Below are 13,123 nucleotides of genomic sequence, written 5' to 3'. Positions count from 1 at the left end.
TCATTCGGGAATCACAGTTCTCCGTTGTTCAATGGTCAGATGCATCGGCACGTCTGGGTGGCATCTCGTCGAGCCACCCCGGATCTGACAGCACCATCACGTACCGACAACAGGAGGTTCACCGGATGCGGAAGTATCGAGTTCTCATGAAATCTTCGGACCCGTCCGAGGTCACCGCGCTCGGCGTGTTCGACACGCTTCTCGAGGCCAATACCTGGATCCAGGACGAGGGGCATCGCGACGAGCACGATCTCGGCACCTATGACGTCGAGGTCGTAGTCGAATGATCAAGGCATGCCCTTGTCTGCGGGGGGAACAGTTCGAGAACTGTTGCAAGCCCTTTCTGCGCGGCGATGCCCTGCCGCCCACCGCCGAGCACCTCATGCGGTCGCGTTTCAGCGCTTTCAGCGTCGGAGACGCCGACTACCTACTCAGAACTTGGTACCCCTCGACCGCCCCGGGGACAGTCGAGCTCGATCCCACGCAGAGGTGGTATCGCCTCGACATTCACGCAGCGCAGTTGGGCGGGTTGATGGATACGACCGGAAAAGTGGAGTTCAGCGCGTTCTACACGCATCCCGACGGAAACGGTGTCCTTCGCGAAGCCAGTCGCTTCGTCAAGGAAGACCGTCGGTGGCTCTACGTCGACGGAGTCACCGCAGGGTGACTTTCGCGAGGACCGACTAACGCTGTTTCTGCGGCCTGTTCGTAGCCGCGCGGCGCGCTTCGTCCTTAGCCTTGACGCGTTCGGCCTCGGCGCGCACCTCTTCTTGCGTGCGGCGCTCCTTCGCAAGCCACTCGGGCTTGTCTTCCAGCAGCTTCTCGATCTGCTCGCCGGTCAACGCCTCCGTCATCTCGGCCCGAGTGAGGCCTGCGATGGAAACGCCGAGCTTGCGCGCGATGACGTCCTTCGGGAAGGGCCCGTTTTGCTGCAGATCGGCCAGCCACTGGGGCGGATCCGCTCGTAGAGCATCGAGTTCGGACCGCGTAATCGTGCCTGACTGGAACTCCACGGGCGTGGCAGGCAGGTAAATACCTAGCTTGTTCGCCGCGGTCAGGGGCTTCATTTGCTGTTGATTCTTCTCCGGGCTCACCCCGACAGCCTATCTGCCTCCCACAGCGGCGAATGCCACTGTCCGCCCGCTCCCTTCATGTCGCCTACTGTTGACGACGTGAACTTCGAGGTACGGACACTCCGCTGGTACATCGCCGTGGCAGAGGAACTGCACTTCGCTCGCGCCGCGAAGACCTTGAACATAGCTCGCACGAAGCTCAGTGGAGCGGTCATCGAACTCGAAGCCGAACTCGGCTACCCGCTGTTCGTTCCCGGCGCGTCCCCCACGCAGCTCACGGCCGAAGGCGCCGAGTTTCTCGCGACCGCACGCGTCCTCGTCGAGCAGGAGGACGAACGCCTCCGCGACGAAACAGCGCTGAAAATAGCTCAGCTCCAGACGCTGGTAGTCGGTTACACCGAGGGGGTAACTCCGACGAAGTGGACCAGGATCTGGGCCGATCGTTTCCCCGGCGTCACGCTCGAACTCGTCCCGTCGACTGTCGACACGCAACTCCCCATGCTTCACGAGGCGAGCATCGACGTCGGGTTCGTTCGACTGCCGGTCGATCGGACTGGGCTGAGCGTGATCGGCCTGTACGAGGAGGTCCCGGTGGTCGTCGTACCCAAGGACCATGCGGTCGCAGCGTTCGATCGCATCGACATCGCGGATCTCGCGGACGAACATCTGCTGCAGGAACCGGACACCGTGCCGGAATGGGCCGCACTCGCAACCGAGATCATCGACGGCTCGCGGCTGCCTCTGCCGCCGGTGACATCGAGCAGCGAGTTGATGGAGTACGTAGCGGCAGGTTTGGGGATTGCGGTTCTACCGCAGTCGATCGCACGACTGAATGCGCGCAAAGACCTGGTGTACCGCCCGATCGACGGAGTTGCCGGATCCCACATCGCACTGGCGTGGCTCGCCGACAAGACAACCGAGAACGTCGAGGAGTTTCTCGGAATCGTTCGGGGTCGGTCCGTTCGAAGTTCCCGCGGCGCAAACGCCGAGCCCTCCAGCACGCGTACGGCCTCGAAGAAGGCCGCTGCCAAGAAGAAGGCTCAGCCCGACCGGTCGGGCAAACCCCAGCGAAAAGCTCCCACGCGCGGGAAGCCCAAACGCTAGAAGCTCAGGCGAGACCGGTCCCGCGGAGCTTGTCCAGATCTCGACGTTCGCGTTTCGTCGGCCTGCCTGCACCGCGGTCCCTACGCGGCTGCGAGGCGGCCAACTCCTTCGGCGGCGGTGGTGGGCTTCGGTCGATCATGCACTCCGCAGCGGCGCCGGCCCCGACACGCTTCGCGATCAGGCGAGTGACCACAACAATCTTCTCCAGACCATCGACACGCAACCTGATCTCGTCGTCCGGACCGATGCGCTGACCTGCCTTTGCAGGCGTTCCGTTCACACGGACGTGGCCCGCTCGACAGGCGGCGGCCGCGTCAGAGCGAGTCTTGAACATTCGTACCGCCCAGATCCAACTGTCGAGGCGGACACTCTGAGTTTCGGACATCGAGCATTCAACCTACAAGATCGTGCGTCGTCACATGTCGCGGTGTCACATATCGAGGCCGAGGTCGAGCACGGTCACCGAATGCGTGAGTCCACCTACCGCGAGGAAGTCGACGCCGGTTTTGGCGTAATCGTGCGCTACGTCGAGTGTCAGGCCGCCCGAGGATTCCAGCCGAGTACTCGGTGACAACTTGCCGCGCCGCTGCACGGCCATCTGAGTCTGCCAAAGCGCAAAATTATCGAGAAGCACCAACCCGACGTCCTCGGCCAACACCTCGTCGAGTTGCTCGAGACTGTCGACCTCGACCTCGCACTCGATATCGGGTGCCGCGCCGCGCACCGCTTTCAACGCCGCGACGACCGAACCGGCTGCAGCCACGTGATTGTCCTTGATCAGGGCTGCATCGCCGAGACCCATCCGGTGGTTGACTCCGCCGCCTGCACGCACCGCGTACTTCTGCAGGGACCGCAAGCCCGGCAACGTTTTACGACTGTCGCGGATCTTGGTATCGGTATCGGCGACTTCCGCGACCCATGCGGCTGTCGCAGTCGCGATCCCGGAGAGATGGCACATCAGGTTCAGCATCGTGCGCTCTGCGGTCAACAGACCGCGAGTCGGTGCGGTCACCGTCAGGACCGCATCGCCGGGTTGAACCGATGTTCCGTCGGCAATTCGGTGGGTCACCTCGTACGAACCTTCGCCGAGCACCTCGTCCAGGACCACCAGGCCGACATCGACCCCCGCGATCGTGCCGAACTGCCGGGTGACGACCGACGCTGTCGCGACTGCGTCGGCAGGAACCGTCGCAGTGGTGGTCACATCGGGTCCGTACTTGAGATCCTCGGCGAGCGCGGTGCGCACGAGGGCCCGCACCTCCTCGGGATCGAGTCCCTGTGCTGTCAGTGCGTTCACTTATCCGTTCACTCCTGCCATCGTCTGCGTCGATCCCGCGTCCGTCTGCGACGCCGATTCGAACCGGGACTCGAGATCGCCATCGGGATTCTTTCTGGTGCGAATACTTCTGCGCATGTCCTCGTCTCCGGAAGGAAAGTCGCGGCGAGTGTGGCATCCGCGGCTCTCACGGCGCTGCATTGCTGCCCTGACGAGCGCCGAGGCCGTGATCGTCAGCGCAGAGTCCTCCAACGCACGGACTTCGCGTCCCGACACGGAGGCCTCGTCGCGAATCGCCGAGGCGACTCGGTCGAGACCGTAACCGTCGCGCACCACACCAGCATGCTCGGTCATCAACTGCTGCAGCCGTTCCCGCGGAACACTGGTTCCCGCGGGAAGCTGAACGTCGCCGGTGCGGTTGCGAACGCCCAACCGCTCCGCCGCAACGGCGCCCGCGCGTTCTCCCACGACGAGTCCCTCGAGAAGACTGTTCGACGCCAATCTGTTCGCCCCGTGCAGTCCTGTCCGGGCAACCTCGCCTGCTGCGAGCAGGCCCGGAACGCCGGTCCGCCCCCAGACGTCGGTGACGATCCCGCCGCACGAGTAATGCGCCGCGGGCGCAACCGGAATCAGGTGTTCGCGCGGATCGATCCCCGCCGCGAGGCACGCCGCAGTGACCGTCGGGAACCGGCTGTGGAACTTGTCGATAGAGCGCGCATCGAGAAGTACGTGATCGGTTCCGGTGATGTGCAGCCGTTCTGCGATCGCACGTGAGACCACATCCCGTGGAGCGAGGTCGCCGAGCGGGTGAACTCCCGTCATGATGCGGAGTCCATCCTGATCGACCAAATGCGCTCCCTCGCCGCGCACCGCCTCGCTCACCAGTGGACGACGCCCGGAAGAACCGGCTGCGAAGAGCACGGTCGGATGAAACTGAACGAACTCGAGATCTGCGATTTCGGCTCCCGCGTCGAGACCGAGCGCGATGCCGTCAGCGGTCGCCCCTGGCGGGTTGGTACTGCACGAATACAACTGACCGAGACCGCCCGTGGCCAAAAGGACCACCGGGCTGTGCACTACGCCGAAGCCCTGATCGGATGAGACCAACAATCCGACGACCTCGCCGCGGTGCACGAGAACCCGCGCGGCAGCGGAACCGAACAGAACGCTATGCCCGGCCTCAGCACCGACCGAGACCGCACCTACCGAGATATTGAGGGCACGTTGCACTTCCGCACCCGTCGCATCTCCCCCGGCGTGGATGATGCGCCGCACCGAGTGGCCTCCCTCACGAGTTCGAGCAAGATCACCGCCCCGGTCGCGGTCGAACGATGCACCCAACGATTGCAAGGTCGCGGCGGTGCCCAAACCTCCCGAAACGATCGACCGCACCGCCGACGGCACACACAGACCACCGCCAGCCTCGCACGTGTCGAACACGTGAGCGTCGACCGAATCACCGTCACGCGTGCCGGGGACCGCGATACCGCCCTGCGCATACTGGGTCGCGGTGTCCAACGGGCCCCCCTTGGAGACCGTGAGGACCCGCAGACCCCCACGCCGTGCTGCCGCAGCGGCACTCAGTCCCGCTACTCCCCCACCGACGACGACGAGGTCGGCCGAAGCCTCCCACGCCACGCTGACCCCCGAGGGGATCGTCACTCCCCGCCGCCGGGATTGCCGATCTCGATCATGCGCTGGACGGACTTGCTGGCAACGTGAGCGGTCTCCAGGTCCACGTGTACCTCGTCCTTGCCCTCGATCAGGCAGCGCAGTAATGCTGCGGGCGTGATCATCTTCATGTACCCGCACGAGGCGCGGTCGTTGACTGCCTGGAAATCCACCTCGGGCGCCGCACGACGGAGCTGATGAAGCATTCCGATCTCGGTGGCCACCAGGACCTGCTTGGCGCCGGTCTTGCGGGCCGCGTCGAGCATTCCGCCGGTCGAGAGAATCTTGACCTTGTCCGCGCTGACGAAGCCTTCGCCTGCGAGGTACAGAGCGGAAGTGGCACAGCCGCATTCAGGGTGAACGTACAGTTCGGCGTCGGGGTGCGACCGCGATTTGGCGGCAAGCTCGTCGCCGTTGATGCCGGCGTGGACATGGCACTCACCGGCCCAGATGTGCAGATTCTCGCGACCGGTGATGCGCTTGACGTGCGCGCCGAGGAACTGGTCGGGCAGGAAGAGAATTTCACGGCTCGGATCGATCGATTCGACCACCTCGACCGCATTGGACGACGTGCAGCAGATGTCGGTGAGAGCTTTGATCTCCGCAGTGGTGTTGACGTAGGAAACGACGATCGCCTGCGGATAGTCCGCCTTCCACTCACGGAGCTGCTCAGCGGTGATGGAGTCGGCCAGCGAACAGCCCGCCCGCTGATCCGGAATCAAGACCGTTTTCGACGGACTGAGAATCTTGGCTGTCTCGGCCATGAAGTGAACGCCGCAGAAGACGATCTCGTCCTCCGGGACCTCGGCAGCGAGACGTGAGAGCGCGAGCGAATCGCCGACGTGATCGGCGATGTCTTGGATCGCAGGCAGCTGGTAGTTGTGCGCAAGAATCGTCGCACCCCGCATGCGCGCCAAACGCTTGATTTCGGCGGCCCACTCCTCGGTCGGCTCGACTCCCCCGAATCCTCCCGGTCCGTCGACGATGTTCGCCGCTCCTGCCCATACGGTGTCGACCACTGCCGAACTCTGGGTTCCGAGGCGGGTTGCACTGTTCGCCATGGCGGTACTCCTTCATCGATCGTCCGGTCTCGCGGTCCCGCTGGGTCATTCCTGCGGGCTCCACTCCCGGTCCGGATTTCCTTCGTCGGGGTTTTCGACTTATGATCGAAAACATGACCCATCGTAGCACTGTCCACGAAGTACTCATCGCGGTATTCCAGGTTCGCAGCTTCGCCGCAGGCCAGGCATCCGAACTGGCAGTACTCCTGTGGCAACGAGCTCTCGATCCAGAAAAGGGATCTTGGTCACTCCCCGGCGGTGTTCTCGAGTCCGACGAAGACCTTCCGACGTCCGCCCGCCGACAACTGGCGGAGAAGGTCGATGTTCGAAAAGTGGCCCACCTCGAGCAGCTGTCGATCTTCAGCAATCCCGATCGAGTACCGGGAGACCGGCGCATCGCATCGAATTTCCTCGGCCTCGTTCCGATCTATGCCGATCCGCAGTTGCCGACGGACACCGCGTGGCATCCCGTCGCACGGCTGCCGAAGATGTCGTTCGACCACGGCACGGTGGTGCGTCACGCTCGAAACCGACTCGTCGCCAAACTGTCGTACACCAACATCGGATTTGCGCTGGCGCCCGTGGACTTCGCGATGTCCACGCTGCGCGAGATCTACACTGCCGCACTCGGATATCAGGTCGATGCGACCAATCTTCAGCGGGTTCTCGGACGGAGAAAGGTCATCGAGCCAACCGGAAAAACTTCGCCGTCCGGCAAGGCAGGAGGCCGTCCGCCGGCGCTGTACCGGTTTGCGGAGTCATCCCTGCGCGTCACCGACGAATTCGCTGCACTGCGTCCGCCGACCTAAGCGCGCTCGGGCCCGTTCGACTGCACCCCGAGGTCGGTATCTGCCTCGTGATCTGTCACGGGGGTGAACCGAAGATTGTCGTGCGGATTCATCGCTGCGAGCAGTAGCACCACCAGTGACGCCACCAGTGGCTGGACGAGCAGGACGAGCAGGGATTCCATGCCAGGGGCCAGGGCGACGACGGTTCCGGAGGCGGGATCGTCCGGGCGGGGATGGACAAGCCCCGCAACGAGGACGCCAACCCCAAGCATCGCGGCCGACCCGACCCCTGCACCGACAAACAGTCCCATATACAGCACCGGCCCGCGGACGCCAGTCCATGCCCAGAGGGTCACCGGCAGAACGACTCCGCCGACCAGCGCACAACAGACGAGAAGTGCGAGCGAATCGAACCTGTGCAGGCTCTCCCCCGTCAGCGCAGCGCCCACCCCCGGCTCCACGACGACGAATTGCTCGGTGGGGGCGAGAAACGCCCACAGAAGTCCGCAGACGACTCCGAAAATCGCCGATACCGCAACGACCGATCCGACGATCTTCCACGGCCGCAACGGTGGCCGTTCGTCTGCGAACGCCATCTTCGTTATCGCCTGCCCAACGTGGACGAATCGAGCTCCCCGTGCCGCGAGCACACCGAAGTCCAGCCGTTGGGCGTTACTTGCACGACGGTACGGCGACCGCAGTGTTCACAGAATCTGGGCGGCTCCAAACCGAGGGACGCAGCGTGCGAGAGTGAATCGACCACTCCGGGGACGACAACCCTGCCCGAATAGGGGTTGTACTGCACGTCACTGCTCACGGAGTCCACCTTAGATGGTCGAGTTCAGCGCCTTGATCGGCATGCGCAAGGTGTCGAGCAGATCGAGATCCGCCTCCGCAGGCCGACCGAGAGTTGTCAGGTAGTTGCCGACGATGACGGCGTTGATCCCACCGAGAATCCCCTTCTTGGCACCGAGATCACCGAGCGTTATTTCGCGGCCACCGGCGAATCGAAGAATGGTACGTGGCAAAGCCAGCCGGAAGGCCGCGATTGCCCGCAGGGCGTCGGTGGCAGGGAGCACGTTCAGGTCACCGAAGGGCGTACCCGGCCGCGGGTCGAGAAAGTTCAGGGGCACCTCGTCGGGCTGCAGCGTCGCCAGATCGGCGGTGAACTCCGCCCGTTGCTCCAGGGTCTCCCCCATCCCGAGGATTCCGCCGCAGCACACCTCCATGCCGGCATCGCGCACCATGCGTAATGTGTTCCAGCGCTCCTCCCAGGTATGGGTGGTGACGACATTCGGAAAGTAGGACCGGGACGTTTCGAGATTGTGGTTGTAGCGGTGGACGCCCATCGCCGCAAGCCGATCGACCTGATCCTGGGTGAGCATGCCGAGTGAGCACGCGATGTCGATCTCGACTTCGTTCCTGATCGCCTGGATACCTGCGGACACCTGCTCCAGTAGACGTTCGTCCGGACCACGGACCGCGGCAACGATGCAGAATTCCGTCGCCCCTGTCTTTGCCGTCTGCTTCGCCGCTTCCACCAGGCCGGGAATGTCGAGGCGCACGGCACGAACCGGAGACTCGAACAGGCCGCTCTGCGAGCAGAAGTGGCAGTCCTCGGGGCACCCACCGGTTTTGAGGCTGATGATCCCCTCCACCTCCACTTCGGGGCCACACCACGTCATTCGTACGTCGTGTGCGAGCGCCAGCAGTTCGTCGAGCCGGTCGTCCGGCAACTGCAGTACCTCCAACGTCTGCGACTCGGTCAAACCGATTCCGTCGGTCAGGACCTGCGACCTGGCGGTGTCGAGAATGTCGGTTCGTACCGTTCCCTGAGTCATGAACAGCTCCTGTCACGTGGCTTTCGAATACTTGAACAGCGTTCAAGTTGAACGCCGTTCAAGCTATACTCGACGTCGATTACTGTCAAAGCCGACCCCCGAAGAAGGAGCGCGCGTGCAATTGCGAAGAGCGGACGTCCTCGAGGGCGCGATCTCGATCCTCGACGAGTACGGCCTCGGCGACCTGACAATGCGAAGGCTCGCCACCGCCCTTCATGTACAGCCCGGAGCGTTGTACTGGCATTTCAAGGACAAGCAGACGTTGCTCGGCGCCGTCGCGGACACTGTTCTGCGCGAAGTCGACTCGCCGCCACAGGCCGTGGACTGGCACGAACAAATCGACGAACTCGCGCACCGACTCAGGAACGCGTTGCTCTCCCATCGAGACGCCGCGGAACTCGTCGCGTCAACCTACGCATCGAGGCTCGTCTCCAATCGAATCCGCGAACGTATCGCTGCGGTGTGCATTCGCGCCGGACTGCCACGCGCCGAAGCCGAACTCTCCGCCGACACACTGCTCTACTACATCCTCGGCCGGACAGTGGACGAACAAGCGCGCCTGCAGATGGACTCCGTAGGCGCGCTCAACGACGAGGCGTCACCGCTCTTCGAACAACCTGACCCGACAAGCAGATTCGACTTCGGCCTCGGCCTCTTCGTCGACGGAATTCGACAGAGACTCGGGAACCGTGAACGGGGACTCGGGAACCGTGAACGGGGACATGGCCTCCGCGCCCGGGCCTAACCTCCGAAAATCGGTCCGAGTCCTGCACTGTTCGCGGCATTACCGGCGAACGGGTTGTCGTGCACCATGTAGGTCCACGTAGACGTCGGCCGCTGCAACCCGGCATCATCGAGTTCGATTCCAGCCGACGTGATGTCGGCCGACTCCAATGTTGCCCTCGCGAGTTCGACCGCTTTGTCCGACACGTTCTTGAACGCCTCGACTGCGATCCGGTGATACTCGTCCAACGGATTCTCACGCCCCAGCGCGCGCAGATGGATGCTCTCCCGAACGTCGGCCATGTGCGCGAGATACTCCGACCACGATCGATCGAGGTGAAACAGAACTATCCGGCGCGCTACAACGACGAGAGTTTCCTCGTCCACTGTCTCCCGGAGCTCGGCAACTCGGTCACCGGATGCGGCTTCGAGTATCTCCAGCGCTTCGGGAGTCTCCAGCAAGGATGCCCGTCGCTTGTCGAGAATGTCCCGGTGTTGCGCGGTCAACTGGTTGTATCGCCACGTGCGAGCATGCACAGCGAGCATCGATCCTTCGGCGATGCGCTGTGCGTGATCCAGCTTGCCCGCAACACCGCGCGGGGTGACGAGACCGGTGTCGTCGTGTTTCCTCGGCAGATCCTTCGGCGCGAGACTGGAGATCACCACCTCGTCCTCCCAGCTGGAGAAGAACACCGACCGACCCGGATCCCCCTGTCGCCCGGAGCGACCGCGTAGCTGGTTGTCCAAACGCGCAGTATTGTGACGCCCGGTTCCGATGACGAGTAGTCCGCCGAGCTCTGACACCTCGTCCTTGGCGGCGCCTGTGCCGCTCGGACCACCGAGCTTGATATCGGTTCCGCGGCCGGCAATCTGAGTCGACACGGTCACGGCTCCGCGCTCGCCCGCGCGTGCGATGACGACAGCCTCCTCGGCATCGTTCTTCGCGTTGAGGACAACGTGAAACACACCGGCATCTTGCAGAAGCCTCGCCATCTCCTCCGATTCGGCGACGTCGTGCGTACCGATCAGGATCGGCTGGCCGGTCTCGTGAGCTTCTTTGACGTAGGCCACGACCGCAGCATCCCTGTGAGCTGCTGTGTCGTAGACGCGATCATCCTCGTCGACACGAATATTCGGCTCGTTCGGCGGGATCACCGACACTCCGAGGGAGTAGAACGTCTTGAGCTGCTCACCTGCCGCGAGCGCTGTGCCTGTCATCCCGCACACCCGCGAGTAGCGACCGACCAGGGCCTGAACGGTGATCGTATCGAGAATCTCGCCGGTCTCGGTGGGCTTGACACCTTCTTTGGTCTCGACTGCAGCCTGAAGTCCGTCCGGCCAGCGCTGGAGCTCGGCAACGCGTCCGCGAGAGGAGTTGATGAGCTGAACCCGACCGTCCCGGACGATGTAGTGGACGTCTCTTTTGACCAGAACCTGAGCATGGAGCGCGACGTTGACGGCGACGAGCGTCGTCCCGACGTGTTCCTCGGAGTAGAGGTCGATCCCGCCCAATTCCTTCTCGAGCCGCTCGGCTCCGGCTTCGGTGAGAAACACATTGCGACAATCGGAATCAATATCGTAGTGAGTAACTTTGTCCAACAATCGAATTGCTTCGAATACCTTCTCGGTGGGGACATCCGACGACACCGATCCTGCGAGCATCAACGGAACCAGTGCCTCGTCGACGAGGACCGAATCGGCCTCGTCGATCAGCGCGACATCGGGCACGGGTGTCACCGAGCGCTCGGCGTCGTCGACGAGGTGATCGCGCAAGACGTCGAAGCCGATCTCGTTGACCGATGCGTAGGTGACATCGCACTGGTACGCGGCTCGCCGTTCCTCCGGTGTCGATGCCTCGGATATCGATCCGACAGAGATGCCGAGGATGCCGAAGAGCGGCTCCATCCATTCGGCGTCGCGGCGAGCCAGAAAGTCGTTGATCGACACGACGTGAACTTTCCGCCCCGACAACACGTAACCCACCGCAGCCAACGCACCGGCAAGTGTCTTACCCTCACCTGTCGCCATCTCCACGACATCACCCGCGAGCATCCGAACCGCCGCCAGCAGCTGGACGTCGAAGGGAGTCATATCGAGCGAACGCGACGCAGCCTCACGGACAATCGCCAGGTAGCGGGGATCATCGAGGGCCCCGACTCGCTCCACTCGCAGATCGTTGGCTGCAGCCGCCAGGTCGGCATCGGACTTCTCGCCGGCCCAATCGGCGTGATCGGAGGCCTGTTCGACGTGGGTGCGCGAACGGGTCTGCCCTTTCTGCGCCGAACGCCCGAGAACCTTCCAGAACCGATCGGAACCCAATGCCATCCACCAATCCATGATTACGACGCGAGCCGCGACGGTAATACACCGTCTCGGTCAAGCCTACTGATGTCGATGGGGGGTACCTGGGCGCGCGGTTGTCAAGGGCTCCCGACGAGCTGAAAGTCAACGGAATACCAGCGTCTGCACAGCGTTGAATCGTGTGGGGCCGAAGTGCCCCGACACGTAAGGGAAGGACACACGATGACGCGCCCGCGATCACGAGATCCGAAGTCGGTCGAGAAGCTGACGCCCGAGCAACGCCACGTGGCGCTGGAAAACGGGACCGAACGCCCATTCTCGAACGAGTACTGGGACAACCACGAAGCCGGACTCTACGTCGACGTCGTGACGGGTGAGCCGCTGTTCTCCTCGGCCGACAAGTTCGAGTCCGGTTCGGGATGGCCGAGTTTCACCAAACCCGTCGATGCGGAGGGAATCGTCGAAAAGCGAGATTTCAGCCACCTGATGGTCCGCACCGAGGTCCGTTCGGCAGTTGGCGACATCCACCTCGGTCATCTGTTCAAGGACGGACCGAAGGTCGACGGCGGCCTTCGGTACTGCATGAATTCGGCATCGCTGCGGTTCGTGCCGCTGGCTGACTTCGAGGCCGAGGGCTACGGTGAATATCGCGCACAGTTCGAGACGCCGAACGACGGAAGTAAAGAAGGAGCGCAGAAGTGACTGCAACAACCGAGACCGCAAACCTCGCCGGAGGCTGCTTCTGGGGAGCACAGGAACTGATCCGGCATCGTCCGGGCGTCATCTCGACGCGCGTCGGGTATTCCGGCGGTGACGTGGACAACGCGACGTACCGCAATCATGGCACGCACGCCGAAGCGGTCGAAATCGTCTTCGACCCGTCCGTGATCTCGTTCCGTGACCTGCTGGAGTTCTTCTTCCAGATCCACGATCCGTCGACTAAGAACCGCCAGGGCAACGACGTCGGAGTCAGCTACCGGTCCGCAATCTTCTACACCAGCGACGAGCAGAAGAAGGTCGCGCTCGACACCATCGCCGACGTGGATGCGTCGGGGTTGTGGCCTGGCAAGGTCGTCACCGAGGTCACCGCAGCAGGTCCGTTCTGGGAAGCAGAAACCGAGCACCAGGACTACCTGCAGAACTATCCGAGCGGATACACCTGCCACTTCGCCCGTCCGGGTTGGAAGTTGCCGCACCGCGAGGCCGCAACCACCTAGAGGTACCGACACAATGGTCCCGAGCGAGACGCTCGGGGCCATTGACGTGTGACGGCGAGGTTGCCCGT

At 63.2% G+C, this 13,123-nt stretch carries 16 protein-coding genes; 7 read left to right on the top strand and 9 right to left on the bottom strand.

What is annotated here, in order from left to right; translation table 11 throughout:
* Positions 1-146: 146 nt before the first annotated feature.
* A complete protein-coding gene (locus tag QMK17_RS07285) occupies positions 147-287 on the top strand; it encodes a hypothetical protein (RefSeq protein WP_283507863.1) in 141 nt (46 codons plus the stop codon).
* A complete protein-coding gene (locus QMK17_RS07280) occupies positions 284-667 on the top strand; it encodes a YchJ family protein (protein WP_283507862.1) in 384 nt (127 codons plus the stop codon). Before QMK17_RS07285 ends, QMK17_RS07280 begins: the two co-directional genes overlap by 4 nt.
* Before the next feature lie 16 nt (positions 668-683).
* Here the strand turns inward: QMK17_RS07280 and QMK17_RS07275 are convergent, their stop codons facing one another.
* Positions 684-1,094 carry a DUF5997 family protein gene (locus tag QMK17_RS07275; RefSeq protein WP_283507861.1) on the bottom strand — a complete coding sequence of 137 codons (411 nt, stop codon included), beginning with the start codon at positions 1,092-1,094 and terminating at the stop codon, positions 684-686.
* A 78-nt stretch (positions 1,095-1,172) separates the two neighbouring features.
* Here QMK17_RS07275 and QMK17_RS07270 point away from each other — a divergent pair, with 78 nt between their 5' ends.
* A complete protein-coding gene (locus tag QMK17_RS07270) occupies positions 1,173-2,177 on the top strand; it encodes a LysR family transcriptional regulator (RefSeq protein WP_283507860.1) in 1,005 nt (334 codons plus the stop codon).
* A gap of 4 nt (positions 2,178-2,181) precedes the next feature.
* On the opposite strand, the gene QMK17_RS07265 is transcribed toward QMK17_RS07270, so the two are convergent.
* From QMK17_RS07265 to nadA, 4 genes are read right to left on the bottom strand one after another with little or no spacing between them, the layout of a single operon-like run.
* Positions 2,182-2,562 (bottom strand): RNA-binding S4 domain-containing protein, encoded by a 381-nt coding sequence (locus tag QMK17_RS07265; protein ID WP_283507858.1) that lies wholly within the window; start codon positions 2,560-2,562, stop codon positions 2,182-2,184.
* A 45-nt stretch (positions 2,563-2,607) separates the two neighbouring features.
* Positions 2,608-3,474, bottom strand: a complete 867-nt coding sequence (gene nadC, locus QMK17_RS07260; protein ID WP_283507856.1) for a carboxylating nicotinate-nucleotide diphosphorylase — start codon at positions 3,472-3,474, stop codon at positions 2,608-2,610.
* Positions 3,475-5,115, bottom strand: coding sequence for an L-aspartate oxidase (locus QMK17_RS07255; RefSeq protein ID WP_283507855.1), 1,641 nt, complete (start codon positions 5,113-5,115; stop codon positions 3,475-3,477).
* Positions 5,112-6,185, bottom strand: a complete 1,074-nt coding sequence (gene nadA, locus QMK17_RS07250) for a quinolinate synthase NadA (protein WP_283507853.1) — start codon at positions 6,183-6,185, stop codon at positions 5,112-5,114. The genes QMK17_RS07255 and nadA overlap by 4 nt, the downstream gene beginning before the upstream one ends.
* A 113-nt stretch (positions 6,186-6,298) precedes the next feature.
* Between nadA and QMK17_RS07245 the strand changes: the two genes are divergently transcribed.
* Positions 6,299-6,994, top strand: coding sequence for an NUDIX hydrolase (locus tag QMK17_RS07245; RefSeq protein ID WP_283507852.1), 696 nt, complete (start codon positions 6,299-6,301; stop codon positions 6,992-6,994).
* On the opposite strand, the gene QMK17_RS07240 is transcribed toward QMK17_RS07245, so the two are convergent.
* The 3 genes from QMK17_RS07240 to bioB are packed head-to-tail and all read right to left on the bottom strand — an operon-like array spanning position 6,991 to position 8,814.
* Entirely contained in the window at positions 6,991-7,569 is a 579-nt protein-coding gene (locus QMK17_RS07240) for a DUF2567 domain-containing protein (RefSeq protein ID WP_283507851.1), read from the bottom strand. The two genes, QMK17_RS07245 and QMK17_RS07240, sit on opposite strands and share 4 nt — an antisense overlap.
* 5 nt (positions 7,570-7,574) lie before the next feature.
* A complete protein-coding gene (bsaP, locus tag QMK17_RS07235) occupies positions 7,575-7,790 on the bottom strand; it encodes a biotin synthase auxiliary protein BsaP (protein WP_283507850.1) in 216 nt (71 codons plus the stop codon).
* A gap of 10 nt (positions 7,791-7,800) precedes the next feature.
* Complete coding sequence (gene bioB, locus QMK17_RS07230; RefSeq protein WP_283507849.1) at positions 7,801-8,814, bottom strand: biotin synthase BioB; 1,014 nt, start codon at positions 8,812-8,814, stop codon at positions 7,801-7,803.
* 115 nt (positions 8,815-8,929) lie between these two features.
* Between bioB and QMK17_RS07225 the strand changes: the two genes are divergently transcribed.
* Positions 8,930-9,559, top strand: coding sequence for a TetR/AcrR family transcriptional regulator C-terminal domain-containing protein (locus tag QMK17_RS07225; protein ID WP_283507848.1), 630 nt, complete (start codon positions 8,930-8,932; stop codon positions 9,557-9,559).
* Here QMK17_RS07225 and secA2 read toward each other — a convergent pair.
* Complete coding sequence (gene secA2 / locus QMK17_RS07220; protein ID WP_283507847.1) at positions 9,556-11,874, bottom strand: accessory Sec system translocase SecA2; 2,319 nt, start codon at positions 11,872-11,874, stop codon at positions 9,556-9,558. The two genes, QMK17_RS07225 and secA2, sit on opposite strands and share 4 nt — an antisense overlap.
* A 186-nt stretch (positions 11,875-12,060) precedes the next feature.
* Between secA2 and msrB the strand changes: the two genes are divergently transcribed.
* Together msrB and msrA are read left to right on the top strand one after the other, a co-directional pair.
* On the top strand, positions 12,061-12,540 hold the full coding sequence (msrB, locus tag QMK17_RS07215; RefSeq protein WP_283507845.1) for a peptide-methionine (R)-S-oxide reductase MsrB: 480 nt from the start codon (positions 12,061-12,063) through the stop codon (positions 12,538-12,540).
* The gene (gene msrA / locus QMK17_RS07210; RefSeq protein WP_283507843.1) at positions 12,537-13,055 is read left to right on the top strand and encodes a peptide-methionine (S)-S-oxide reductase MsrA; all 519 of its coding nucleotides are present in this window, start codon (positions 12,537-12,539) and stop codon (positions 13,053-13,055) included. The genes msrB and msrA overlap by 4 nt, the downstream gene beginning before the upstream one ends.
* Positions 13,056-13,123: the final 68 nt, after the last annotated feature.

It is taken from the genome of Rhodococcus sp. G-MC3 (assembly GCF_030063335.1).
In the GTDB taxonomy this organism is placed as follows: domain Bacteria; phylum Actinomycetota; class Actinomycetes; order Mycobacteriales; family Mycobacteriaceae; genus Rhodococcoides.
Note: the sequence above shows the minus strand (reverse complement) of the source record. Positions and strands in the feature narration are given on the sequence as shown.